Below are 21,935 nucleotides of genomic sequence, written 5' to 3' on the forward strand. Positions count from 1 at the left end.
CCCGGCCGGGTAGTCCGCGATGACTGAGGATCGCGCAGTTTTACCAGGCCGGCGACCCTGTCGTCCTGGCGGGACCGCGTTTTCTGGAGGGGCGTTGACGGCCGACCGGTTCACCCGGCGTGACTTCGGCAGACTCGCGGGCTTCGTGGGTGCGGCCGCCCTTTTAACCGCCCCGCAGGGTACGGCGCGCGCCGGGGACCGGCGCGCCTGGCGCGTCGCCGGGCCGATACTGCACGGCCTGGAGGAGTTCGACGCCACCGTGATGGCCTTCATGGAGGAGCGCTCCATCCCGTGCGGCTCGCTCGCCGTGGCACGTGACGGCCGGCTGCTGCTGGCCCGCGGTTACAGCCGGGGAGGCCGCGGGACGCGGGAGACCGGGCCCACGTCCCTGTTCCGTACCGCGAGCGTCACCAAGCCGGTCACCGCCGCCGCGGTCCTGCGGCTCATCCAGGACGGCCGGCTCCGGCCGTCCGACCGGGTGACGGACCTGCTCCACATCGGCGCGGCGGCCGACCCCCGCCTCACGGAGGTCACCGTCGCGCGGCTCCTCCGGCATCTCGGCGGCTGGGACCGCGAGGTGTCGGGGGACCCGATGTTCGACGACGTGGCGATCGCCAAGGCGCTCGGCCGGCCGTTGCCGATCGGCCCGGACGACATCGTCCGGTACGTCACGGCGCGGCCCCTCGACCACGCGCCGGGCACGGCGTTCGCCTACAGCAACTACGGCTACCTGCTCCTCGGCCGGATCATCGAGAAGGTCACGGGGCGGCCGTACGCGACGTACGTGCGGGACGCGGTGCTGGCCCCGCTCGGCGTCACCCGGATGCGGCTCGGCCACACCCTGGCGCCCGCGGCCGGCGAGGTGCCGTACTACTCGCAGTACAAGGGCACGACCGTGATGGACTCCTCGGGCGCGCAGGTGGCCGCGCCGTACGGCACCTTCAACCAGGAGAACAACGCGTTCAACTGCGGGTGGCTGGCCACGCCGGTGGACCTGGTGCGGCTCGCGCGGGTCTACGACGGCGTGACCCCGGTCCTGTCCGCGGGCTCGGTGGCCCCGGCGCTCGCGATACCCGAGACGGGCGCCAGGCGCGGCCGGTACTACGCCTGCGGCTGGCACGTGCGGCAGACCGGCCGTGGCCTCGTCACCTGGCACAGCGGAAGCCTGCCGGGCACGCACACCCTGCTGGTCCGCCGCTTCGACGGCCTGACGTGGGCGGTCATGTTCGACCAGCGGGACGATCCGTCGGGCGAGCCCTACCGCGACATCGACACGGCCCTGCACGAGACCGCGGACGACATACCCGGCTGGCCGCCCGGCGACGTCACGCGCCCTTAGAGCGTCCTCGGTACGCATCCAGACCGCGGAACGGGTGTCCGCCCCGATCAGGGTCACCCCGTGGGAGTGGGAACGGAAAGAGACCATCAACTCACGGCGGCGGGGTGGAGTCCGTCACGGCGCGGCCTCTCGGCCGGAGACGTTCTTCTCGACGACCACATCGGCGATCTCGGCCAGCAGGGTGATCTGGCCGGGGGTGAGGTGGTCCAGGAAGTAGCGCCGGACGTCCTCGACATGACGCGGGGCGGCGGCCGCGATCGCCGCCCGGCCCTCGGCGGTGACCACCACGAAGGCCCCGCGCCTGTCGTCCTCGCACTCCTCGCGGGAGACCAGGCCGCGCCTCACCATGCGCGTGAGGTGGTGCGACACCCTGCTCTTCTCCCACTCCAGGACGCGAGAGAGTTCCTGGATGCGCAGCCGGCCGTCGGGCGCTCGGGTCAACTCGGCCAGAACCGTGTAGTCCGTGGCGGACAGTCCGAACTCATCCTGCATCGAGCGGCCGGTCCGGTTGACCAGGAGGTCGTGCATCCTCAGCAGGCCGCGCCACGCGCGTTCCTCGGTCGTCGTCAGCCAGCGCGTTTCGGCGGTCATGAGCCCACCGTACGGGGAAGTTGACGTATCACGCATCGCTTCGGCGCGAACATCGACCTCGCGCGAGCGGGGCCATGGCCCGCCACTCGGCCCGCGGCGGTCCGGGCCGATCGGTGATGACGTGCAGGGCGACGTGGTCGGCGCCGGCGTCGTGGTGGGCCCGGACGCGTTCGCCGATGGTGGCGACGTCCCCCCAGGCGACGACCGCGTCGATGAGCCGGTCGCTGCCGCCGTCGGCGAGATCCGCCTCGGTGAATCCCTGGCGCAGCAGGCTCTGGGCGTAGTGGTCCATGGCGATGAACGTGGCCAGGAACCGGCGGGCGGTGGTGCGGGCCCGGCCGGCGTCGTCGTCGACCACGACCGCCTGGTAGGGCGCCAGCAGGGGACCGGTGCCGAGCAGGGACCGGGCGGTGGCCGTGAAGCCGGGGGTGACCAGGAAGGGGTGCGTGCCGGCGCTACGCCGGGCGGCGAGTTCGGCCAGCTTGGGACCCATCGCCGCGACGATCCGCTCGCCGGGCGGGACCGGCTCCGGGGCCTGGTCGAAGCGGTCGAGATAGGCGTTCATCGCGGCCAGCGGCCGGTACGTCCCGCCGGCCGCGCGAGCGGCCTCGGCGTCGCTGACGCCGAGGCCGAACAGCAGCCGGTGGCCGTACGTCTTCCGCAGCCGCGCGTGTCCGGCGGCCATCTCGTCGGCCGGGTGCCGCCAGATGCTGAACACCCCGGTGGCGACGACGGCGTCGTCGGTGGCGCGCAGTAGCCGCTCGGCGTCGCCGAGGATGTCACCGCCGCCGAGTCCGGGGATCCACAGCGCGCCCCAGCCCTGCCGGTCCAGCTCGGCCGCGGCCTCCTCGGCCTGACCCGGGTCGCGCAGTTCAGGGCTCCAGATGCCGGTTCGCCCGATGTGCATGGTCGTGTCCTCTCTGATGCGTGCGGGGTCGGTTCAGACCTGGTTGGCGCCGCCGTCGACGTAGATCTCGGTGCCGGTGATGAAGCTGCTCTCGGCCGAGGCGAGAGAGACGGCGACGGAGGCCACTTCCTCCGCCCGGCCCATTCGGCCCAGGGGCACGGTGCTCGCCAGGTGGTCCCGCAGCTGTGCGGCCTGCTCATCGTCGGGGGCGAGCCCGTTGAGGCCGGGCGTCTCGATCGGCCCGGGGACGATGGTGTTGACGCGGATGCCGCGGCCCTTGAGCTCGTTCGCCCAGGTGCGCGAGAAGGACCGTACGGCCGCCTTGGAGGCGCCGTAGACACCGAACGCCTCGTCGCCGACCGTCGCCGCGGTCGAGCCGGTGAGGATCACCGAAGCTCCGTCGTTGAGCAGCGGCAGCGCCTTCTGGACGGTGAACAGCACGCCCTTGACATTGGTGCCGAACGTGGTGTCGAAGTGCTCCTCGGTGACCTGTTCGAGGGTGGCGAACTCGCCGCCGCCGGCGTTGGCGAACAGGACATCGACGCGCAGTCCCCGGTCCGCGACGGTCGCGTAGAGGCGGTCCAGGTCCGCCAGGTCGGAGCTGTCGGCCTGCACCGCGGTCACCGACCCGCCGATGGCGGTGACGGCTTCCTCCAGCGCCTCCTTCCGGCGCCCGGTGATGATGACGTTGGCGCCCTCCTCCTGGAAACGGCGGGCCGCGGCGAGCCCGATGCCGCTGGTGCCGCCCGTGACGACGACGGTCTTTCCGGCGAGCTGTCCCATGGTCATCTCCTGATCTCCGTGCTCGGTAGTTCAACAATCAACTAAGTTAGGGCCAGATATATGACGTGTCAACTAACGTCGTCGGAACGTGAGGTGTTCCGGTCTTCGCAGGTGGGGGTGGGGTATGCGAACATATGTTCGTGTCGACTGAGGCTGCGATCCTGCACGCCGACCTGGACGCCTTCTACGCGTCGGTCGAGCAGCGCGACGATCCCCGCCTGCGGTCCCGGCCCGTGATCGTCGGAACGGGCGTCGTGCTCGCGGCCAGCTACGAGGCCAAGGCCTACGGCGTCCGTACCGCGATGAGCGGACACCAGGCGCGGCGGCTGTGCCCGCAGGCGGTCGTGGTGGAGCCGAGGATGCGGGCCTACAGCGCGGCGAGCGAGGCCGTGTTCTCGGTGTTCCGGCACACGACGCCGCTGGTGGAAGGACTCTCGATCGACGAGGCGTTCCTCGACGTCGCCGGCCTGCGCCGGATCTCCGGCTCACCGGTCGACATCGCCGTACGCCTGCGGCGCGAGATCGCCGAGGAGGTCGGTCTGCCGATCACCGTCGGGGTGGCGCGCACCAAGTTCCTCGCCAAGGTGGCGAGCGGTGTGGCCAAGCCGGACGGGCTGCTGGTGGTCCCGCCGGACGGCGAGTGTGAGTTCCTCCATCCGCTGCCGGTCCGCCGGCTGTGGGGTGTCGGCCCGGTGACCGCGGGCAAGCTCGGCCGCCGGGGCATCACGACGGTCGGCGACGTGGCCGCCCTGCCGGAGAGCCTTCTGGTCGCCATGCTGGGCCCCTCCTCCGGCCGTCACCTGCACGCGCTGGCCCGTGGCCGCGACCCGCGCCCGGTGCGTACGGGGGTCCGGCGCCGCTCGATGGGTGCGCAGCGGGCCCTGGGCCGCGGCGACCGGGCTGATCTCGCCGCGATCCTGGCCGGCCTGGTCGATCGGGTGTGCCGCCGTCTGCGCGCGGCGCAGCGGATGTGCCGTACGGTGACGCTGCGGCTGAGATTCGACGACTTCACCCGCGCGACCCGCGGCCACACACTGCCCCAGCCGACCGCCGAGACCGACGCCGTCCTGTCGGCCGCCCGTGCCCTCCTGTCGGCCGCGGGCGACCTCGTCGCCGAGCGCGGGCTGACCTTGCTCGGCGTGGCCGTGGGTGACCTGTACGACGACCGGGCGGTCCAGCTCTCCCTGCCGCTCGACCACTTCGCGCCGGCGGCGCTCGACGATACGGTCGACGAGGTCCGCGACCGCTTCGGCTCGTCGGCCCTCACCCGTGGCGTGCTGCTGGGCCGCGACGAGGGCCAGACCGTGCCTCTCCTCCCGGACTGACTAGCGCTGACCGATGAGGTTCGCCGACTGCCACGCGCCGGGACGTACGCCGGCCTCGCGGAGGAAGAAGGCCGAGAAGTTCGAGGCGTCGGCGAAGCCCAGCCGCCGTCCGCATCGGGCCGGGCTCAGGCGATCGTGGGCCAGCAGCCGCTTGGCCTCCAGGAGGAGCCGCTCGCACAGGTAGTCCTTGGCGGTACGGCCGGTCGCCGCCCGGACGCCGCGCGACAGCGTCCGCGGCGAGTATCCGAGTCTGCGTCCGTAGTGGGCGACGTCATGATGAACGCGGAAGTCCTCCTCCACGGCGTCGCGGAAGCGGTGGAAGACGGCGTTGCCGGGCCGGCCGGCGCCGGCGGGCGGGTCGAGCCGGAGCAGCAGCGCGGACAGGAGCAGGCCGGGGAGTTCTCCGGTCCGGGCGTCCTCGGTGGCGCCGGCCTCGAGACGGAGATGCCCGAGCGCGGCCGTGACCAACGGCCACACCGCGTCGGCGGCGGCCCAGCACGCCGAAACGCCCGGGTCGGCGGCCAGGGCCCGGCTGCCGGGCGTGACCGGCGCGGTCGGCACGAACAGGACCAGATCGCCGGCGAGGTCCCCGAGGTCGTCCCAGCGGTGCACCACGCCGGGCCGGATCCACACCACGTCTCTCGGCGCCAGCGGGTGAGCGGAGAAGTCGATCGAGACCCGTCCCCGGCCGCGGCGGACCACCGCGAGCACGTGGAAGTCGCCGCGCTGGGTCGAGCCGTCGTTCAGCCGCCGCAACCGGGCGAAGGACATCGTCTCCACGGGTGCCGAAGCCTCCCGCGGAGGCTGGTAGGTGAGCTGCCGGATCGTGGCCACGTGTCCATTTTTCACCATGCCGTGTCCGGCCGTGACGATGCGCCGGGCGGGGGCGCGCGCTTGAGTGGATGACGACACAATCCGCTATGAGCAGGGAGTTCTCATGACCGCCGCCATCGCAACCGGCCTTCCCGTCTATGACCACCGCCCGGGGGAGGGGCTGACACTGGTATTTCTTCACTATTGGGGAGGGGCGGCGCGCACCTGGCGACCGGTGATCGACCGGCTGCCCGGACGCGGCACGCTGAGCATCGAGGCCCGCGGGTGGGGACGCTCCCGCGCGTTGCCCGGCCCGTACACCCTGGAGCAGCTCGCCCGCGACACGCGCGCCGTCATCGCCGACGCCGGGGTGACCGATTACGTGCTCGTCGGGCACTCCATGGGCGGCAAGGTGGCCCAACTCGTGGCCGCCGCGCGTCCGGCGGGGCTCGCCGGGCTCGTCCTCGTCGGGCCCGGACCGGCCCGGCCCGCCGCCGTCGTCACCCCCGAATACCGGGAAGCGCTGTCGCACGCCTACGACTCCGACGAGACCACCGCCGCGGCCCGTGACACCGTCCTGACCGCCACACCGCTGAGCGACGATCTCAGGGCCCAGATCCTGGCCGACTCTCGCGCCGGCGCTCCCGCGGCCCGCATCGAGTGGCCGCTGCACGGGATCGCCCAGGACATCACCCGCGAGGCCCGCGACATCGACGTGCCCGTCCTCGTCGTCGCCGGTGAACACGACCGCGTGGAGCCGGCGGGGGTGCTCCGCGACAATCTGCTGCCCTACCTGCGCCGCGCGGACCTAAGCGTGATCCCCGGCAGCGGGCACCTCATCCCCCTGGAGGCACCCGACGAGCTCGCCCTGATCCTCCGGGACGCACCGTCTGCCCCCAGCGGTGGTCGAGGCTGAGACGACCGCCGTGAACGGAAACGACCCGGACTTCCTGATCAGCGGCGTGCCGGTCGCCCGGTGCACTCCTCACGCCGGTGCGTGGGACGATCTCGGAGCCGGAAAGTCGTCGGCGGCGAACTCTACGGCGTCGGGCGGCACGTCGAGGAAGCCGTCACCGCTCGGGTGCTCGAGCCGGTAGCCGATGACCGCGCGCGTTCGCAGGTCGACGCCGGTGCTGCTCACCGTCAACTCGGCCCCGGCGAACTCGCCGGAGCGCACGCGGACGCGGACGCCGGGCATGAAGCCGGAGGCGCCGTCGAGTGCCGGGTCGATGGGGTCGCGCCAGTGGGGTACCGCCCGGCGCGGTCCGACCAGCAGGTCCATCGGGTGGTGATAGTCGTCGGCGTCGTCCTGGACCTCAAAGCCCGTCGCGGTCAGGATCGCCGCGATCGCTCCGGTCATCGCCTCCGTCACCGTGCCCTGGTAGGCCAGCGAGATGTGCGTCTGCGAGCGGTCCTGGCGGTAGGCGCCTCGTCGGAGCACGGCCATGGCCGCCGCCGACAGCTCCGCACCGCATTTCCAGGAAACCCACACGCCGTCACCCACGACGACGCGGACGCCACCGCGATCCTGCTCCGGACCGAGCACCGTCAGCCCGGCAGCGGTGAGTTCGTCGCGGACCGCGTCGGCCAACTCGTCATCCGTCATCGGCGCAAGATCCGTCATCGACCAGAGCGTAGCGGCCCCGTCGTATGGCCGCTCGATTCGGCAGGACAGGAGCGGAACGTGCGGCTACGCGGCGTAGGTGCGCAGGACTTCCAGGGCCGTCGCGCCGTACGGGCCGGTGGTGCGCAGGCCGGACTCGGCCGGGCTCAGCCGCTGGGCCGCGACGCGGCAGAACGCCCCGGCGGGCCCGGTGATGGCCGACTCCGCGTCGTCCGGGCCGTACCGCCACACGGTCGTGCCGTCCGGGGCGGTCAGCGCGCACGACACCGGGTGCTCGCCGGCTCCGGTCAGCGCCAGGGCGTACGGCAGCGTGCGGTGGGCCAGCCACGCGACGTGACGCAGCCGCTCGGTGTCGGGGAAGGCCAGGCCCAGCGGCCCGGCGATGTCGAGGCCGTGCGCCCAGTGCTCGGCCAGCCGGGTGGTCGCCAGCGTGGCCGGTTTCAGCGGCGCCTCGACCCACAGGAGAGGCCGCCCGGGGTCGGCCGACCGCAGCGCGGCGACCGCGGCGCGCCGCGCCTCGCGCCACCGCCGGAACACCTGCTCCGGCGACGTGCGCTCCGCGCGTACGAGGCGGTCCATCGACTCGTCCACCGACAGCCCGTCCGCCGGGCGGATCGCCGCGCCCGCGCCGGCCGCCGTGGCCGTCACTCCCTCCTCGGACTGGGCGAGGTGGAGCACGACGTCCGCGACGGTCCATCCTCCGGCGCCGGACGGCGAGGTCCACTGCGCCTCGTCCAGGCCGGCGAGGAGGCCCTCCAGCCGATCCTGCTCGGCGGTCAGGTCATCGAAGATCGTCACGACTCCTCCTGGGCACGGCGGGCGCGGGCCCGGCGTTTGCCCTCGTGCATCGCCTGGACACGGGCGACCGGGATCGTACGGCCCTCCTCGACCAGGCCCGCGTCCAGCGGCCGGGGCTCGGGCATCTCCTCCGCCCACGGATCCCGGTCCGCGACCAGAGCCGGCACCGTACGGATGGTGAAGTCGGCGGGCGTCACCGCGTCCAGGTCGTCCCACGACAGGGGGCAGGACACCGGCACGCCCGGCCGTACGCGCGGGCTGTAGGTGGCCACCACCGTCGTCGCGCCGCCGGACCGGGTCGAGTCCAGGAACACCTTGCCCGCGCGGTCCTCGCGGATGAAGGCGGTGGTGGCGAGGCCGGGATCGAGGCGCTCCGCCCGCGCCGCGACCGCACGGGTCGCGGCGGCCACCTCCTCGTGCGGCGCCTCCGTGATCGGCACGAACACGTGGAGGCCCTTCGCGCCGCTGGTCTTCACGACGCCCGCCATGCCCACGTCCGCCAGCACCCGGCGTACGAGCCGCGCGGCACCGGCGGCCTCGGCGAACGCGCCACCGTCCGGCGGGTCGATGTCGAGCACCAGGTGGGTGGCGTGCGCCCGGTCGCCGGCCCGGATCAGCGCCGGGTGGTACTCCACCGCCCGCTGGTTGGCGAACCACAGCAGCGTACGGCGGTCGTCGCACAGCGCGTAGGACACCTTGCGCCGGGACGTCTCGGCCCACAGCGTGACCGTGTCGACCCACGGCGGCGCGTACTTGGGCACGTTCTTCTGCATGAACGGGTCCTGACCGCGCAGCACGCGGACCACCGAGAGTGGCCGGCCGTGCAGCGCGGGGAGGATCCGGTCACGCACCGCGTCGAGATAGTCGACCAGGTCGCGCTTCGTGGCGTCCGCGCCCTCGAACAGCGGCTGGTCGAGGTTCGTCAGGGACACCCCGTCCCGCGTCTCGCCCGTACCGCTCATCCGCTCACCTTCCCGGTCGGCGGGACGCCAGGTCAAGCCCCCCGGCCGGGCCGTGACGCCGGGAAGCGGCGAGCCGCACGCGGTCACTCCGCGCGCTGGAGCTCGGCGTGCTTGTCGAAGCCGATGTACAGCCGGGCCTCGGCGTTGGTGGCCAGACGCGCGAGGGTCTCCAGCTCCCGCACCCGCAGCAGGACCGGGTGATCGGCGTACGCCCCGGCGGCCTCGGCGTGCAGCCGCAGGGCCTCCGCGTCGGACTCGGCCTGCAGGCGCTGGGTCTCCGCGCGGCCCTCCGCCTTGACCAGCTCGGTCTCGCGCCGGGACCGGGCGGTGATCCGCTCGGTCTCGGCCTTCGCCCGCGCCTCGATCGCCTCCCGCTCGGCCTTGGTGCGGGCCTCGACGAGCTGTGCCTCGCTGAGGCGCTCGGTCGCGAGCACGCGGTTCATGATCTCCTGCAGGTTCCCCGGGAACACGAGATCCTTGACGTCCGCTCGGAGAATGGCGATGCCGTAGCCGGAAGCCGCCTCCTGGACGTCGCCGAGAATGTCCTCGCTGAGCCGGTTGCGATTGGTGAGAATTCCCTCCAGCGTCATCGACGCGAGCGAACGCCGGGCGGCCAGCTGCACATCGCTGTAAAGGCGGTCGGCGTACGACTCGACCTTTTCCAGCGCGGCGGCCGGGTCGACGACGCGATACTGGGTGATGATGCTGACCCGGACCGCGACCTTGTCGGAGGTCAGGATCTCCTGCCCCTTGAGCAGCAGCTCACGCTCGCGCATGTCGACCAGCACGATCTCCACGACCGGGCTGTTCCTGCGGCGGCGCTCGGCGTCCGGCACCTCGTAGCGCCCGGCCTCGAGCACGTCGGTCAGCCGGCCGTCCTCGTAGCGGAGGCCGCGGTGAGTGGACTTGATGACGATTTCCCGCGTGCGTGCCATGACGTTCTCCCACTGTTCTCGCGAAGGAGCCGCCCCGTAACAGGCCCGATGTGAAGGACGAGTTTTCGGATGGGAGACCTGTTATCAAAGGATGACTGTTCCGATTGCACCGGTTCCGGAAGGCCACTCGCTCCTGACCCTGCCGGGGCGGCTCATGAAGAACGATAGGACGCCCCATCGGAAATGGTCATCCGATTTATTCGGACAATGGCACGCCGAGGCGTGTGCGGTCAGCCGGCGTGTTCCGGCTCGGCCTGCGCGCGTCGCCGACGGCGGCCGGAGTACAGGTAGTTCTTCGGCCGGCGCAGAGCGGTGAACGCCCAGGCCATGTTGGGTTCGAGTGCCCAGCGCATGAGCCAGCGCACCGGCGGCGTGCACAGCAGCGTCGCGAGCAGCGCACCCGCCGCCCCGGCCGCCAGGACGCCCAGCACCGTGTGCAGGAAGGCGAAGTGGTACCAGCCGTAGTAGTCCGCGAGCTTGGTGGCGAAGCCGTGGAGCAGGTAGGCGTACAGCGTGGCCGACCCGAGCGAGGTGAACCAGTGCTGCCGCCGCGGTACCAGCGACAGGAACGCCAGGACCAGCACGGTCGCCGCCACGAGAAGGCCGAGCCGCATGCCCGTCCCGACGAGGTTGTTCACGTGGAGCGTCGGGTTGCCGCTGCGCCAGTACACCCACTCGGTCGCCATGTGCCGGTCGACGAACAGGTACGTGACGGCGAACCCGCCGACCATGGTCAGCGCGCCGAGGACGGCGGCCCAGCCCTTCTTGAGGGTCTCGAAGTGCTCCGGCTTGAGGAACAGGCCCAGGACGTAGAAGGGCACCAGTCCGAAGACGCGATTCATCTCCAGGGTGCCGGGCAGCTGGCTCATCCCCGACAGCAGGCTGATCACGACGGCGACCAGGATGGGGAAGCGGATCTGCTGCCAGACCGGCGTGGACAGCCGCCACGCGAACAGCGCCATCAGGAACCAGGTGAGGTAGTACGGGTCGAGCAGGCTGAGCTCGAACTTCGCGTGCCCGACCGCCCAGTGGTACGTGGAGTACGCCGTCTCGAAGACGAAATAGGGCACGGCCACGTTGGTGAGCAGCTTGCGCGCCTTCCCGCCCGCGAAGGTGAAACGCCGCGTGAAGTAGCCGGTGATGACGATGAACACCGGCATGTGGAAGGTGTAGACGAACAGGTAGAGCGCGTGCGCGAAGTGGATGTCGCGGAGGTTCTGGATGATGTGGCCCGCGACGACGAGCAGGATCGCGAAGAACTTGGCGTTGTCGAAGAACGGGTCGCGCTGCCGCGGCTTGCGGGCGGGCTCCGCGGCGGCCGGCTCCGCGAGTGACGACGGCGCCGGCAGGGCGGCCTGAGACCGCGGGAGCGGCTGGAACGCCGATGACTGGGGGGTGCTCATCAGGATCTACTTCGCTGGTCCGGTTCACCGGTCCTGGCGGCTCCAGGACCGAACTGGCGTCGCCGACCTTACCTACTCATGTCGCCCCGGCGAACCGGACTTGGCGAACTCTCAGGGACCGTCCGGGAACTCGTGGTGCACGGCGGGACACGGGTTCGCGGATCCCGTACGGGCCAGGCGTGCGGACCGGACGCGACTCGTCCCACGTCAGCGGCGCGTTCACCGGTTCGGCGCCTCGCCGCAGGGGCGCGCTCCACGCCGAAACCGATGGCGGGCGCGCGGTTTCCGCGGAATCGACTTGACGACACGCATCGTTCCGGGGAGTGAGAGGGCCGCCGCCGCTCGGAGCGGGTCCGCTCATGACTAGAGTTGGACCGACGAAATTGGTGACAATCTCGGTGGTCAGGGGGACCGTGTGGGGGAGGGCAACGGCAGCGATCGGGCCGTGGTGGCCGGCATCCGGGAGGCCATCCTCACCGGCGAGTTCGTCCCGAATCAGCGCCTGGTCGAGGCGGACCTGTCGGAGCGCTTCGCCGCCAGCCGCGCCAGGGTCCGCGCGGCGCTGCTCGAACTGACCAACGAGGGACTGGTCGAGCGGGTGCAGAACCGCGGCGCCCGCGTCCGCGCCGTACGCCTCGAAGAGGCGATCGAGATCTCCGAGGTGCGCATGGTGCTGGAAGGCCTGTGCGCCGCGAAGGCCGCCACCCGGATCACCGAGGCCGAGTCGGAGGAGCTGGAGCGGATCGGCGAGAACATGCGCGAGGCCGTCGCGTCGGGCGACGTGCTCGGCTACTCCCGCCTGAACGAGCGCCTCCACCGCCGCGTCCGCGAGATCAGCGGCCAGCACACCGCCGCGACCGTCCTCGAACGCCTGCGCGCCCAGAACGTCCGCCACCAGTTCCGCCTGGCGATGCACCCCGGCCGTCCGACCGTCTCCCTGCCGGAGCACCTGGCCATCATCGACGCGATCCGCGCCCACGACGCGGAGGCCGCCGAGGCCGCCGCCCGCGCCCACCTGCGCAGCGTGATCCGCACCCTCCCGGAGGCCGCCCGCCGTCCGGCCGAGCCCGCGTAGCCCCCGCCCGGGGCCAGGTGAGCGGTGCCGCACACAGGGCATCCGATGGGGTGACGCCGCGTGAAGGCGGGGGCGACCAGGCCGGGGCGAGCGACGGTGGCGCCGAACACGCCGATCTCGCCGCCCGGTTTCCGTCTCAGTGGGCCGTGGGGGACAGGCGGTCGGCGAGCAGCCGGAGCGCGTTCACGACCTCGGCGACGCGTTCCGGGTCGTCCGTGCCGAGCGCCGTGCCGATGGCCTGGTCGCCGAGGCGGCTCGCCGACGCTTACACCGTGGTGACCTACGACCGCAGGGGACTGGCGCGCGGCACCGTCGACGACCCCCGCCGTCCGGTGACCATGGCCGCCCACGTGGACGACGCCCACCGCCTGCTCGCCGCCGTCACCGACGAGCCCGCGTTCATGCTCGGGTGCGGCTTCGGCGCCCTGATCGGCCTCCACCTGGGCCGCCGAGCATCCCGGGCGGCTGGCCGCGCTCGTCGCGTACGAGAGCCCGTCGCCCCCGCGCTGCTGCCGGCCGCCGAACGCGCACGGCACGAGGAGGAGCTCGCCCACCTCCAGCGGGTCCGCGGGAGAAGGGCATGGCCGCGGCGCTCGCGGAGATCGCCCACGTCCTCGGCATCGACCCCGCCCGCGAGACCGAGCCCGGCCTCACTCCGCACCCGATGACGCCCGAGCGCGCCGCCGACTTCCGGCACTTCGTGGAGCACGACTTCGACGCGCTTCTCGCCGACACGTTCGACCCGCGGTCCGCACTGGGAACGGGCGTGCGCGTCGTGCCCGCGGTCGGCCGCACCACCCCGGGCGCCGTGTTCGGCCGCGGGTGCGCCGAGGAACCGGCGAAGGCGCTCGGCGCCGAACCCGCGGAGTTCCCCGGCGGCCACAACGGCGACCTGTCCCACCCCAGCGCGTACGCCGCCCGCCTCCGCGAGGTGCTGGAGCCCTCCCGGACGACGGTCTGATCGGGGGGGTTATCTCTCGGGTTCTTCGACCGGTGGGGTGCGCCGCTCGGACGAGAGGCGCGCCGACCACTGCCGTACCAGGCGTGACATCGCCTCGGCGCGTCGTTGCCGGCGGAACTCCACACGGCCGGCGATCCACAGGCAGAAGGCCGCCAGCGGCAGTTCGGCGCAGAAGGCGAGGAGCAGGGCGATCGCCAGCTCGCGGTGGCTGTCCGCCGTCACCACGTCGAACCAGGCGTCGACCAGCAGCAGGGTGCCGGTCATCGCGGCGCTCAGCTCGATGTGCTCGCGTCCCTTCTGCGCCAGCCAGCCGGTGCGGATGAGCATGGCGCACAGCGCGAGGTCGAACCCGATCCACGACGCGCCGTAGTGCGCCGCCTCGTGCCGCGTCGGCAGGATGAAGACGAGCCCGGCGACCCACGGCAGCATGAGCAGGCCGACGCCGATGACCAGCCAGCCGATCCAGCGCGGCACCACGGGGGCGGGCCGCAGCGCGCCGGTGAGCGCGCCCTCCATCCGCTCCGTACGGGCGGTCTCGGGCGGTTCGACGGCATGGACCGACTCTGTCGAGTGGTCGACGCGCGGCTCTGCGGGGAGATCCTCGGATGGGCACACCGGAGGATCCGGACACTGCTCGTCCTCGGGGCGGGGGGTGTGGGCCATATCTCTATATTCAGGGCACGAACGGGGTAGGTGGGCCTCTCCGGGAGCTGATCCCGGAGAGGGCCCGGTCGTCACGTTCGTAAGCTTGGAGGTTCACGGTGCGTAGTTTCGGTGTCGAGGAGGAGATGCTGCTCGTCGATCCCGGCAGCGGCGCGGCGGTCGCGCTCGCCGATGCCGTCACCGGCGGGGCCGAAGACGCGCCAGAGGCGGAACTGCAACGCCAGCAGGTTGAGACCGACACCGCCCCCTGCGAGACGCTCGAGGCGCTGGCCGGCCAGCTGCGCGCCCGGCGCCGGGCCGCCGCGGACGCCGCCGAGCGCGAGAACTGCCAGGTCGTCGCGCTGGCCACCTCGCCGCTGCCGGTGAGCCCGTCGACCATGCCGAAGGAGCGTTACCTGCGGATGGCCGAGGAGTACGCCCTCACCGCGCAGGAACAGCTCACCTGCGGCTGCCACGTCCACGTACGGGTGGAGTCGGAGGACGAGGGCGTCGGGGTCCTGGACCGGATCCGCCCGTGGCTGCCGGTGCTGCTCGCGATGACCGCCAACTCCCCGTTCTGGCAGGGGCGCGACAGCGGGTACGCCAGCTACCGGCACCAGGTCTGGGGACGCTGGCCGTCCGCGGGCCCGGCCGAGCCGTTCGGCACGCCGAAGGTCTACCACGAGACCGTCCAGGCCATGATCGACAGCGGCGTGCTGCTGGACGAGGGCATGGTCTACTTCGACGCCCGGCTGTCACGGCACTATCCGACGGTGGAGATCCGGATCGCGGACGTGTGCACGGCGGCCGACGACGCGGTCCTGCTGGCCGCGCTCGTACGCGCGCTGGTCGAGACCGCCGCCCGCGAATGGCGGGCCGGCGACCCGCCCCGGCCGGTGCGGACGGAACTGCTCCACATGGCCTCCTGGCGGGCGAGCCGCTCGGGGCTGGAGGGGCACCTGGTGCACCCGGTGAGCCTCCGCCCCGTCCCGGCGGAGGAGGCGGTGCGGGCGCTGCTCGACCACGTGACGCCGGCGCTGACCGATCTGGGCGATCACCGGGCGGTGCTCGACCTGACCGGCCGGCTCCTGGAGCGCGGCAACGGCGCGACCCGGCAACGCCGCACGTACGAGAGCACGGGCGATCTGACCGCCGTCGTACGCGCGGCGGTCGAGCAGACCCTGGGGGACCGGCCTGCCGGGCGTCGCCGCGTATGACCTGGTCACCCCACTGATGCGGGGGAGGGAGTACGAGAGATAATGGCGGAGGATGAATCAGGGGGACTCATCCTCTTTCCGAAAGAAGGCGATCGGAATGGCTGGTATCTCTCGCCATTCTTCGGGGATGGCAGGGCACCCCGACGCAGCCGAGATGCGCGAACGCTACGCACGGCTGACCGAGGGCCGCCGGATGGAGATGCTCGAAGGCCTCGTCATGCTGACCGGTCTTTACCTGGCCATCTCACCGTGGGTCATTCACTTCCACCGGGGCAACACCAACACGGTGAACAACCTCATCCTGGGCATCGCGATCAGCGTGATCGGCCTGGGCCTCGCGATGCTCCCGGAGCGGGCCCTCGGCCTCGGCTGGCTGCTCGTCCCGATCGGGATCTGGATGATCATCTCGCCGTGGGTGGTCTCCGCCGGGCACGGCGCCCGCGCGGGCATCGTCGCCAACAACGTCGCGATCGGTTTCATCGCCACCGCCCTCGGCCTGGCGACCGTCGGGATGATGGGCATGCGACGCGGCGGCCGTACCCGTACGGCCACCGCCATGCGGTAACGGGGGCCGAGACGACCGGGCCTCACGGAGACGTCTTCCGTGAGGCCCTCGCGAGCCGCCTACGCCGAGGCGTACTCCGGCAGGCCGGCGTCCGTGGCGATCGACGTGGTGCTGCTGATCAGCAGCCGCTGGAACAGGCGGGTGCCGAACAGCGCGTTCCGGGAGCGGAGGCCCAGGGCGCCGGCGGGCGCGAGGAACCGGCCCGGATCGGCGCCGCGCTGCCAGCGGTCCGCGTAGGGCCGCATCCGCTCCTCGTACGCGGCGAAGCCGGCCCGGTGGTCGCCGCCGGCGGAGGCGAGCTGGCCGGCCGGCACGTACGCGCCGACGATGCCGGTGCCGCCGCCCATCCCGCCGAGCGTCAGTCCCCAGGCGGCGTCGCCCAGCAGCGCCGCGCGGCCGGACGACCAGGCGGGGACGCGAACCCGGCTGATCGAGCCGAAGTACACCTCGGGCGCCTGGCGCAGGCCGGTGAGCAGGTACGGCACGTGCCAGCGCATGCCGGTGAAGGCGTCGGCGATGAGCTTCTTCTGCTGTTCGAGGTCGCGCCGGTCGTAGTCGAGCCGCGGCGACGCGAAGACCGCGAAGACGCTCGCCCGCTCCGGATCGCGCCGGTCGGCGGCGACGCTGATCATCCGCCCGGGCACGTTGTACTGCCGCGTCCACGTCCGGCTCTGGCGAGCCGCCGCCACTGACCGGCGGCTGGCGGTCGAAGCTCGACACGTGGGCACGGCGGATGTTCGACCGGTTCTCGGCGCACCCCTGGGCGCTCGAGGCGACCGTCGGGGCGCGCGCGATCGGCCCCAACGAACTCGGCCGGCTCGAACAGGCCGTCGCCGCGCTGACCGGTACGGGACTGGCCGGCTCACAGATGCTCGACGTGGCCGCCACTCTCACCGGGCATGTGCGGATGATCGCGCGACAGGCCGCGGCGGTGCCTGCCGGCGATTCCGAGCAGGCGATGGGCGACGCCATGGGCGCGCTGCTGACCGGCCGCGAAGACCGGTTTCCCGCGCTGGCCGCGGCCATGTCCGACCCGGACGGCCGGGACCGGGCGTTTGACTTCGGCCTGCGCTGCATCCTCGACGGCGTGGAGTCGCTGGTCGGGTGAACGGCGCCGCCGGTAAGGGCGGCGGAGGGCTCAGTGGCGGTGCCACCAGGGCGGCGGGTTGCTGCGTTTCCAGTGCGGGTACCTCGTCCGCGGGTCGCCCGTCGGCCGCCCGGCGGGCGTGTCGCTCGGCGCGGCGGACACGCTGGGGCGGACCTCGGGCCGCGGGCTGGAGGAGCCCAGCATCGTCGATGACGAGGTGTGCGGGCGTCGCGCCGACCCGCGCGGCCCGGGCGTCGCACCCGCCGGGCCGGAGGCGGGCGACGTCGAGGACGACTCGGCCATGGGCGGCTCGCCGGCGCCCGGGCTCTTCCCGGCCGAGCCGCCGGTCAGTGCCAGCGTGAGGCCGGCGATCGCCGCGACGAGCACGGCCGCGACCGTGATCATCAGGAGGACGCCGTGGCGGAACCGCATCTCCTCCAGTCGCGCGTGAACGGCCGCGCGTAGCCGGCCGCGACCGCTCGACCGGCGCGCGTGCCGTGCGGCCCGGCTTGCGAGAGGGTTCCCTGCGTGCTGTTCACTCGCCACAAAGCAACCCTAAAGGTGACGCATCCCCAAAAACTGCAACATCAATGACAACGTGGGTAACGGAGGTCGCGCATCACCGTTCCGCGAGTTCGGCGAGCAGGTCCTGGGACAGGGCGACGCGGCCGCTCAGGTCCGTGCCGCCGCACAGCGCCAGGGCGGCCTCGGCCATGACCTTGGGCGGCTCCGCGTTCGGGTCGTCCTCGGTGGTGAGGCCGTGGAACAGCGTGCCCGGGGTGGGCACGACGCGGTTCGGCGCCAGGGAGTTGACCGCGATCCCGTCCCCGTGGACCTCGGCGGCCAGACCCGTGGTGAACCGTTCGAGCGCCGCCTTGCACATCCCGTACACCGTCCCGCCGGGGAGATGGTTCCGCTCGAGCGCGGGATGGCGCGAGGCCAGCGAGGAGATGTTGAGGATCCAGCCGCGCCCTCGTGCGCGCATCTCGGGCAGGACGAGCCGCGCGAGGTGGAACGGCGCCGTCACCTGCACCTCGAACATCAGCGCGTACCGGCGGTCGGTGAAGTCGGCGACCGGCGTGAAGTAGGTGACGGCGGCGTTGTTCACCAGGACATCGGCCGGGCCGAGGTCGTCGGTGACGGCGCGGACCAGCGACACGCGCGCGGCCGGGTCGGACAGGTCGGCGGCGTACGCGCGGGCCCGGCCGCCCGCGGCCTCGATGTGCGCCACCGTCTCGTTGATCGTGCCGGGCAGGCGCGTCCGGGCGGGATCGACGGTACGAGCGGTGACGGCGACCGTCGCGCCCTCCGCGGCGAACCGCCGCGCGATGGCCGCGCCGATGCCGCGGCTCGCCCCGGTGACGATCGCGACCTTGCCGTCGAGTACGCCCATGCGCGGGTCCTTTCGTCGGAGCCGGGAACGGATCTCCCACGGGTTGACAGGTACGCTAACCCACCGGAGACTTTTCTAGAAGGTCATTCTAAAAACGCGTTGAGTGGAGCGGTCAGGCCAATGGGGATCGTCGAAGGGCGCGTGGTCATCGTGACCGGCGCGGCGCGCGGCATCGGCCGCGGGCACGCGCTGGAGTTCGCCCGGCAGGGTGCCAAGGTGGTCGTCAACGACCTCGGGGCGGAGGTGGACGGGAGCGGCTCATCGGCGGGCCCGGCCGGTGAGGTCGTGGACGAGATCCGGGCGGCCGGCGGCGAGGCGATCGTCAACGGAGAGGACATCGCCGACTTCGAGGGCGCCAAGCGGCTGATCGAGACGGCCGTGGAGACCTACGGAGACCTGCACGTCCTGGTGAACAACGCCGGCATCCTGCGCGACCGGATGCTGGTCAACATGACGGCCGAGGAGTGGGACGACGTCATCCGGGTGCACCTGCGCGGCACGTTCGCGCCGCTGCGGCACGCCGGCGCGTACTGGCGGGCCCGGTCCAAGGCCGGCGAGCCGGTCGACGCCGCGATCATCAACACCACGTCCTCCTCGGGCATCTACGGCAACGCCGGCCAGGGCAACTACGGCGCGGCCAAGGCCGGCATCGCCGGGCTGACCGTGATCGCCGCCCGCGAGCTCGGCCGCTACGGCGTGACCGTGAACGCGGTCGCCCCGGCCGCGCTCACCCGCATGACCGAGAACCTCGTGCGCTGGCAGGGCGGCGACGGGCCGCAGGACTTCGACCCGCGAGCCGCCGACAACATCGCCCCGCTCGTGGTCTGGCTCGGCTCCGACCAGGCGCGCGGCATCACCGGCCGGGTGTTCAACGTCCGCGGCGGCATGATCAGCGTCGCCGAGGGCTGGCGCGCCGGTCCCGGCGCCGACAAGGGCGCGCGCTGGGATCCGGCCGAGCTGGGCGAGGTCATCCCCGGCCTGGTCGAGAAGGCCGCGCCGAACGTCATGCCCGACGGCCGTACGCCGGAGAGCTGACCGTGCCGCTCGACCACGGCGCGATCGGCGTCGAGTCCGCGCCGCTCGACCGCTCCTGGACCTCCAAGGACGCGCTGCTGTACGCGGTGGGCGTCGGCGCGGGCGTCGACGACCCGCTGAGCGAACTGGCCTTCACCACCGAGAACACCGCGGGCACGCCGCAGCGGGTGCTGCCGACGTACGCGGTGCTGCTCGCCCAGGTGCCCGGCGCCCGCCGGATCGGCGACTTCGACCCCGCGATGCTCGTCCACGCCGAACAGGCCTTCGAACTGCACCGGCCGCTGCCCGCCGAGGGCTCGCTGCGGGCCACCGCCAAGGTGACCGGCATCTACGACAAGGGCTCGGGCGCGCTCGTCGTCACGGAGTCCACCGCGGTCGACCCGGAGACCGGCGAGCGGATGATCACCTCGCGGGGCTCGGTGTTCATCCGCGGCGAGGGCGGCTTCGGCGGCGACCGGGGCCCACGCGACGAGTGGAGGCTCCCGGACCGCGCGCCGGACCACGAGGTCACGTACCGGACCCGGCCCGAGCAGGCCCTGCTCTACCGGCTGTCCGGCGACCGCAACCCCCTGCACTCCGACCCGGCGTTCGCCGCGCGCGCCGGGTTCGACCGCCCGATCCTGCACGGCCTGTGCACGTACGGCGTCGCCGGCCGCGCGCTGCTGCACACCATGGCCGGCTCGGACCCGGCGCGGTTCGCCGCGATGTCGGGCCGGTTCAGCAGCCCGGTGATGCCGGGGGAGTCGCTGATCACGTCGATCTGGGCCGAGGGGACGACCGTCCTGTTCCGTACCGCGAAGGAGGACGGAACGGTCGTCATCGACCGGGGCCGGGCGAGCTTCCGGTGAGCGGACGACGGGTGCGGGTGGACTGCCACCTGCACACCGTCCACTCCGGCGACGCCGTGACGACCGTGGACCGCCTCGCCGAACGCGTGCGGGAGGAGCGGCTCGACGTCGTCTGCGTGACCGACCACCACACCCTTGCCGGCGCGCACGAGGCGCTGTCCCGCGCGATCGGCGCCCGCGTCATCGTCGGCGAGGAGATCCGCACGTACGCGGGCGAGATCATCGGCCTGTTCCTCACCGAGCGCGTCCCGTACGTGCTGCCGCTGGAGGACGCGGTACGGCGGATCCGCGCGCAGGGCGGCCTCGTGTACGCCCCGCACCCGTTCGACGCGGCACGGACGAGCCTGGGCGCCGCAGGCCTGTCCGAACTGCACGCGATGGGCACGCTGGACGTGGTCGAGGTGTTCAACGCCAAGACCGCCGACGAGGAGGACAACCGCCGGGCCGCGAGGTTCGCCGCCGAGCACGGCCTGCCGGCGGCGGCCGGCTCGGACGCCCACGACCCGCAGGGCATCGGCGCGGCGTACGCGGAGCTGCCCGACTTCGACGGCCCGGAGGAGTTCCTGAGGTCACTGACCGAGGCCCGGATCACCGGCGAGTTCCGCCCGCACGTCGGCTACCTCCCGGGTTCGCGGCTCTGAACCGAACCGATTCCCGAGCGCTGTCCGACCGCTGTCAGTTCTCGCGTGTCCAGGCGGGCATGATCCGCACCTCGCGGATTCGCCAGCCCGCCGGCGTCCGTACCGCGGTGTAGTCCTGTCGCAGGCCGCCGGTGAAGTGGGGTGCCTGGCCGTCGCGGTAGTAGTACACGATCGAGTTCGCCGAGGCGGCCGCCTGGTCGCCGTCGACGTCCACCAAGAGGTCGGTGGTCGTGTGCTGGGTGTGCTGTCCCTCGACCTCGGCCTGTCGCATGAAGCCGAGGACCTCGCCGATGCCGCGGAGTTCGCCCCCGCGCGGCGAGTGCACCGCCACATCGTCGGTGAAGACGGTGTCCAGATCCTCCCAATGCCCCTCGTCCAGCAGGCGCGCGAAGCGGGTGAACAGGTCGGCGATCTCGATCCGGTCGGCGACCGGAGTATCCGTGGACATGGCGACTCTTTTCGTTGGTTGGTCCAACATTGGCGTCGCCAACTATACAGAGATTCGTTGGCGGCGCCAACGATGTAGGGTGGCTGTCGTGGAAGCGACACCCGCGCGCCTGAGCGCGAAGCCGAGTTGGCTGCTCACCCAGGTGGCGGTGCACGCCCACCGGCTGGCGTCCGACGGCTTCGGCGGGGTGGGCGCGCGTGGGTACCACTACCGGATCCTGGCCGCGCTGGACGAGTTCGGAGTGGCCAGCCAGGCCGAGCTCGGTCGCCGGTGCAGCATGGACCGCAGCGACGTGGTGGCAGCGATCAACGAACTGGCCGAGCAGGGCTTCGTCGAGCGGACGCCGGATCCGGATGACCGACGGCGCAACATCGTGAGCCTCACCACGGCCGGTGATCGGCAACTGCGACGTATGGACCGAGCGCTCGACAAGGTGCAGGACGACCTACTCGGACCGCTTCCGGCCGAGGACAGACAGACCTTGACCCGCCTGCTCGCTCAACTGCTCACGCACCACCAACGGGAGTGAGGCGGCCGGCCCGC

General features: G+C 72.4%; 26 protein-coding genes. 12 read left to right on the forward strand and 14 right to left on the reverse strand.

Annotated elements, in window-relative coordinates; all coding sequences use genetic code 11:
• Positions 1-94 precede the first annotated feature (94 nt).
• Positions 95-1,339, forward strand: a complete 1,245-nt coding sequence (locus tag QSK37_RS36300; protein ID WP_285629989.1) for a serine hydrolase domain-containing protein — start codon at positions 95-97, stop codon at positions 1,337-1,339.
• Between the two features lie 114 nt (positions 1,340-1,453).
• Here the strand turns inward: QSK37_RS36300 and QSK37_RS36305 are convergent, their stop codons facing one another.
• Genes QSK37_RS36305 through QSK37_RS36315 form a run of 3 tightly spaced genes read right to left on the reverse strand, consistent with a single transcriptional unit; the run spans position 1,454 to position 3,626 of the window.
• Complete coding sequence (locus QSK37_RS36305) at positions 1,454-1,930, reverse strand: MarR family winged helix-turn-helix transcriptional regulator (RefSeq protein WP_285629992.1); 477 nt, start codon at positions 1,928-1,930, stop codon at positions 1,454-1,456.
• A gap of 28 nt (positions 1,931-1,958) precedes the next feature.
• Positions 1,959-2,837 carry a TIGR03620 family F420-dependent LLM class oxidoreductase gene (locus QSK37_RS36310; RefSeq protein ID WP_285629994.1) on the reverse strand — a complete coding sequence of 293 codons (879 nt, stop codon included), beginning with the start codon at positions 2,835-2,837 and terminating at the stop codon, positions 1,959-1,961.
• Positions 2,838-2,870: 33 nt separating this feature from the next.
• Positions 2,871-3,626: an SDR family oxidoreductase gene (locus tag QSK37_RS36315; RefSeq protein ID WP_432705633.1), complete on the reverse strand. Its 756-nt coding sequence runs from the start codon at positions 3,624-3,626 to the stop codon at positions 2,871-2,873.
• Positions 3,627-3,760: 134 nt separating this feature from the next.
• Between QSK37_RS36315 and dinB the strand changes: the two genes are divergently transcribed.
• Positions 3,761-4,945, forward strand: coding sequence for a DNA polymerase IV (dinB, locus tag QSK37_RS36320; protein WP_285629996.1), 1,185 nt, complete (start codon positions 3,761-3,763; stop codon positions 4,943-4,945).
• On the opposite strand, the gene QSK37_RS36325 is transcribed toward dinB, so the two are convergent.
• Positions 4,946-5,779: a helix-turn-helix domain-containing protein gene (locus tag QSK37_RS36325; RefSeq protein ID WP_285629998.1), complete on the reverse strand. Its 834-nt coding sequence runs from the start codon at positions 5,777-5,779 to the stop codon at positions 4,946-4,948.
• Between the two features lie 103 nt (positions 5,780-5,882).
• On the opposite strand from QSK37_RS36325, the gene QSK37_RS36330 reads away from it, so the two are divergent.
• Complete coding sequence (locus QSK37_RS36330; protein ID WP_285630000.1) at positions 5,883-6,674, forward strand: alpha/beta fold hydrolase; 792 nt, start codon at positions 5,883-5,885, stop codon at positions 6,672-6,674.
• Between the two features lie 69 nt (positions 6,675-6,743).
• Here QSK37_RS36330 and QSK37_RS36335 read toward each other — a convergent pair whose 3' ends face one another.
• From QSK37_RS36335 to QSK37_RS36355, 5 genes are all read right to left on the reverse strand, one after another.
• On the reverse strand, positions 6,744-7,382 hold the full coding sequence (locus tag QSK37_RS36335; RefSeq protein WP_285630002.1) for a hypothetical protein: 639 nt from the start codon (positions 7,380-7,382) through the stop codon (positions 6,744-6,746).
• Positions 7,383-7,448: 66 nt separating this feature from the next.
• Positions 7,449-8,180, reverse strand: a complete 732-nt coding sequence (locus QSK37_RS36340) for a maleylpyruvate isomerase family mycothiol-dependent enzyme (RefSeq protein WP_285630004.1) — start codon at positions 8,178-8,180, stop codon at positions 7,449-7,451.
• A complete protein-coding gene (locus QSK37_RS36345; RefSeq protein WP_285630006.1) occupies positions 8,177-9,142 on the reverse strand; it encodes a DNA polymerase domain-containing protein in 966 nt (321 codons plus the stop codon). Before QSK37_RS36345 ends, QSK37_RS36340 begins: the two co-directional genes overlap by 4 nt.
• An 83-nt stretch (positions 9,143-9,225) precedes the next feature.
• Positions 9,226-10,077 carry a slipin family protein gene (locus QSK37_RS36350; RefSeq protein ID WP_285630008.1) on the reverse strand — a complete coding sequence of 284 codons (852 nt, stop codon included), beginning with the start codon at positions 10,075-10,077 and terminating at the stop codon, positions 9,226-9,228.
• Positions 10,078-10,307: 230 nt separating this feature from the next.
• Positions 10,308-11,480 carry an acyltransferase family protein gene (locus tag QSK37_RS36355; RefSeq protein WP_285630010.1) on the reverse strand — a complete coding sequence of 391 codons (1,173 nt, stop codon included), beginning with the start codon at positions 11,478-11,480 and terminating at the stop codon, positions 10,308-10,310.
• 415 nt (positions 11,481-11,895) lie between these two features.
• On the opposite strand from QSK37_RS36355, the gene QSK37_RS36360 reads away from it, so the two are divergent.
• Together QSK37_RS36360 and QSK37_RS36365 are read left to right on the forward strand one after the other, a co-directional pair.
• Complete coding sequence (locus tag QSK37_RS36360; protein ID WP_285630013.1) at positions 11,896-12,555, forward strand: GntR family transcriptional regulator; 660 nt, start codon at positions 11,896-11,898, stop codon at positions 12,553-12,555.
• Positions 12,556-13,135: 580 nt separating this feature from the next.
• Complete coding sequence (locus tag QSK37_RS36365) at positions 13,136-13,516, forward strand: hypothetical protein (protein WP_285630015.1); 381 nt, start codon at positions 13,136-13,138, stop codon at positions 13,514-13,516.
• A gap of 9 nt (positions 13,517-13,525) precedes the next feature.
• Here QSK37_RS36365 and QSK37_RS36370 read toward each other — a convergent pair whose 3' ends face one another.
• Positions 13,526-14,179 carry a hypothetical protein gene (locus tag QSK37_RS36370; protein WP_285630017.1) on the reverse strand — a complete coding sequence of 218 codons (654 nt, stop codon included), beginning with the start codon at positions 14,177-14,179 and terminating at the stop codon, positions 13,526-13,528.
• A gap of 98 nt (positions 14,180-14,277) precedes the next feature.
• Between QSK37_RS36370 and QSK37_RS36375 the strand changes: the two genes are divergently transcribed.
• Together QSK37_RS36375 and QSK37_RS36380 are read left to right on the forward strand one after the other, a co-directional pair.
• Entirely contained in the window at positions 14,278-15,375 is a 1,098-nt protein-coding gene (locus QSK37_RS36375) for a glutamate--cysteine ligase (RefSeq protein WP_285630019.1), read from the forward strand.
• 127 nt (positions 15,376-15,502) lie between these two features.
• The gene (locus tag QSK37_RS36380; RefSeq protein ID WP_285630021.1) at positions 15,503-15,940 is read left to right on the forward strand and encodes an SPW repeat protein; all 438 of its coding nucleotides are present in this window, start codon (positions 15,503-15,505) and stop codon (positions 15,938-15,940) included.
• 59 nt (positions 15,941-15,999) lie between these two features.
• Here the strand turns inward: QSK37_RS36380 and QSK37_RS36385 are convergent, their stop codons facing one another.
• On the reverse strand, positions 16,000-16,629 hold the full coding sequence (locus QSK37_RS36385; protein ID WP_285630023.1) for a Rossmann-fold NAD(P)-binding domain-containing protein: 630 nt from the start codon (positions 16,627-16,629) through the stop codon (positions 16,000-16,002).
• 44 nt (positions 16,630-16,673) lie between these two features.
• Here QSK37_RS36385 and QSK37_RS36390 point away from each other — a divergent pair, with 44 nt between their 5' ends.
• Positions 16,674-17,048: a TetR/AcrR family transcriptional regulator C-terminal domain-containing protein gene (locus tag QSK37_RS36390; RefSeq protein WP_432705634.1), complete on the forward strand. Its 375-nt coding sequence runs from the start codon at positions 16,674-16,676 to the stop codon at positions 17,046-17,048.
• A 30-nt stretch (positions 17,049-17,078) separates the two neighbouring features.
• On the opposite strand, the gene QSK37_RS36395 is transcribed toward QSK37_RS36390, so the two are convergent.
• Complete coding sequence (locus QSK37_RS36395; RefSeq protein WP_285630025.1) at positions 17,079-17,459, reverse strand: hypothetical protein; 381 nt, start codon at positions 17,457-17,459, stop codon at positions 17,079-17,081.
• 187 nt (positions 17,460-17,646) lie between these two features.
• Positions 17,647-18,420 carry an SDR family NAD(P)-dependent oxidoreductase gene (locus tag QSK37_RS36400; protein WP_285630027.1) on the reverse strand — a complete coding sequence of 258 codons (774 nt, stop codon included), beginning with the start codon at positions 18,418-18,420 and terminating at the stop codon, positions 17,647-17,649.
• Positions 18,421-18,540: 120 nt separating this feature from the next.
• Between QSK37_RS36400 and QSK37_RS36405 the strand changes: the two genes are divergently transcribed.
• Genes QSK37_RS36405 through QSK37_RS36415 form a run of 3 tightly spaced genes read left to right on the forward strand, consistent with a single transcriptional unit; the run spans position 18,541 to position 20,944 of the window.
• A complete protein-coding gene (locus QSK37_RS36405) occupies positions 18,541-19,455 on the forward strand; it encodes an SDR family oxidoreductase (RefSeq protein ID WP_285630029.1) in 915 nt (304 codons plus the stop codon).
• Between the two features lie 2 nt (positions 19,456-19,457).
• Complete coding sequence (locus QSK37_RS36410; RefSeq protein ID WP_285630031.1) at positions 19,458-20,303, forward strand: MaoC/PaaZ C-terminal domain-containing protein; 846 nt, start codon at positions 19,458-19,460, stop codon at positions 20,301-20,303.
• Complete coding sequence (locus QSK37_RS36415) at positions 20,300-20,944, forward strand: PHP domain-containing protein (protein ID WP_285630033.1); 645 nt, start codon at positions 20,300-20,302, stop codon at positions 20,942-20,944. Before QSK37_RS36410 ends, QSK37_RS36415 begins: the two co-directional genes overlap by 4 nt.
• Before the next feature lie 34 nt (positions 20,945-20,978).
• On the opposite strand, the gene QSK37_RS36420 is transcribed toward QSK37_RS36415, so the two are convergent.
• On the reverse strand, positions 20,979-21,392 hold the full coding sequence (locus QSK37_RS36420) for a nuclear transport factor 2 family protein (RefSeq protein WP_285630035.1): 414 nt from the start codon (positions 21,390-21,392) through the stop codon (positions 20,979-20,981).
• Positions 21,393-21,480: 88 nt separating this feature from the next.
• On the opposite strand from QSK37_RS36420, the gene QSK37_RS36425 reads away from it, so the two are divergent.
• Positions 21,481-21,921 carry a MarR family winged helix-turn-helix transcriptional regulator gene (locus tag QSK37_RS36425; protein ID WP_285630037.1) on the forward strand — a complete coding sequence of 147 codons (441 nt, stop codon included), beginning with the start codon at positions 21,481-21,483 and terminating at the stop codon, positions 21,919-21,921.
• Positions 21,922-21,935 lie beyond the last annotated feature (14 nt).

It is taken from the genome of Actinoallomurus iriomotensis (assembly GCF_030269445.1).
Taxonomy (GTDB): Bacteria; Actinomycetota; Actinomycetes; order Streptosporangiales; family Streptosporangiaceae; genus Actinoallomurus; species Actinoallomurus iriomotensis.

Excerpts from the sequence above, each read along its gene's own strand:
- QSK37_RS36305 (WP_285629992.1), bottom strand. The coding sequence starts at position 1,930 with ATGACCGCCGAAACGCGCTGGCTGACGACGACCGAGGAACGCGCGTGG.
- QSK37_RS36310 (WP_285629994.1), bottom strand. The coding sequence starts at position 2,837 with ATGCACATCGGGCGAACCGGCATCTGGAGCCCTGAACTGCGCGACCCG.
- QSK37_RS36315 (WP_432705633.1), bottom strand. The coding sequence starts at position 3,626 with ATGACCATGGGACAGCTCGCCGGAAAGACCGTCGTCGTCACGGGCGGC.
- QSK37_RS36330 (WP_285630000.1), top strand. The coding sequence starts at position 5,883 with ATGACCGCCGCCATCGCAACCGGCCTTCCCGTCTATGACCACCGCCCG.
- QSK37_RS36335 (WP_285630002.1), bottom strand. The coding sequence starts at position 7,382 with ATGACGGATCTTGCGCCGATGACGGATGACGAGTTGGCCGACGCGGTC.
- QSK37_RS36345 (WP_285630006.1), bottom strand. The coding sequence starts at position 9,142 with ATGAGCGGTACGGGCGAGACGCGGGACGGGGTGTCCCTGACGAACCTC.
- QSK37_RS36350 (WP_285630008.1), bottom strand. The coding sequence starts at position 10,077 with ATGGCACGCACGCGGGAAATCGTCATCAAGTCCACTCACCGCGGCCTC.
- QSK37_RS36355 (WP_285630010.1), bottom strand. The coding sequence starts at position 11,480 with ATGAGCACCCCCCAGTCATCGGCGTTCCAGCCGCTCCCGCGGTCTCAG.
- QSK37_RS36365 (WP_285630015.1), top strand. The coding sequence starts at position 13,136 with ATGGCCGCGGCGCTCGCGGAGATCGCCCACGTCCTCGGCATCGACCCC.
- QSK37_RS36370 (WP_285630017.1), bottom strand. The coding sequence starts at position 14,179 with ATGGCCCACACCCCCCGCCCCGAGGACGAGCAGTGTCCGGATCCTCCG.
- QSK37_RS36380 (WP_285630021.1), top strand. The coding sequence starts at position 15,503 with ATGGCAGGGCACCCCGACGCAGCCGAGATGCGCGAACGCTACGCACGG.
- QSK37_RS36390 (WP_432705634.1), top strand. The coding sequence starts at position 16,674 with ATGTTCGACCGGTTCTCGGCGCACCCCTGGGCGCTCGAGGCGACCGTC.
- QSK37_RS36395 (WP_285630025.1), bottom strand. The coding sequence starts at position 17,459 with ATGCGGTTCCGCCACGGCGTCCTCCTGATGATCACGGTCGCGGCCGTG.
- QSK37_RS36400 (WP_285630027.1), bottom strand. The coding sequence starts at position 18,420 with ATGGGCGTACTCGACGGCAAGGTCGCGATCGTCACCGGGGCGAGCCGC.
- QSK37_RS36405 (WP_285630029.1), top strand. The coding sequence starts at position 18,541 with ATGGGGATCGTCGAAGGGCGCGTGGTCATCGTGACCGGCGCGGCGCGC.
- QSK37_RS36420 (WP_285630035.1), bottom strand. The coding sequence starts at position 21,392 with ATGTCCACGGATACTCCGGTCGCCGACCGGATCGAGATCGCCGACCTG.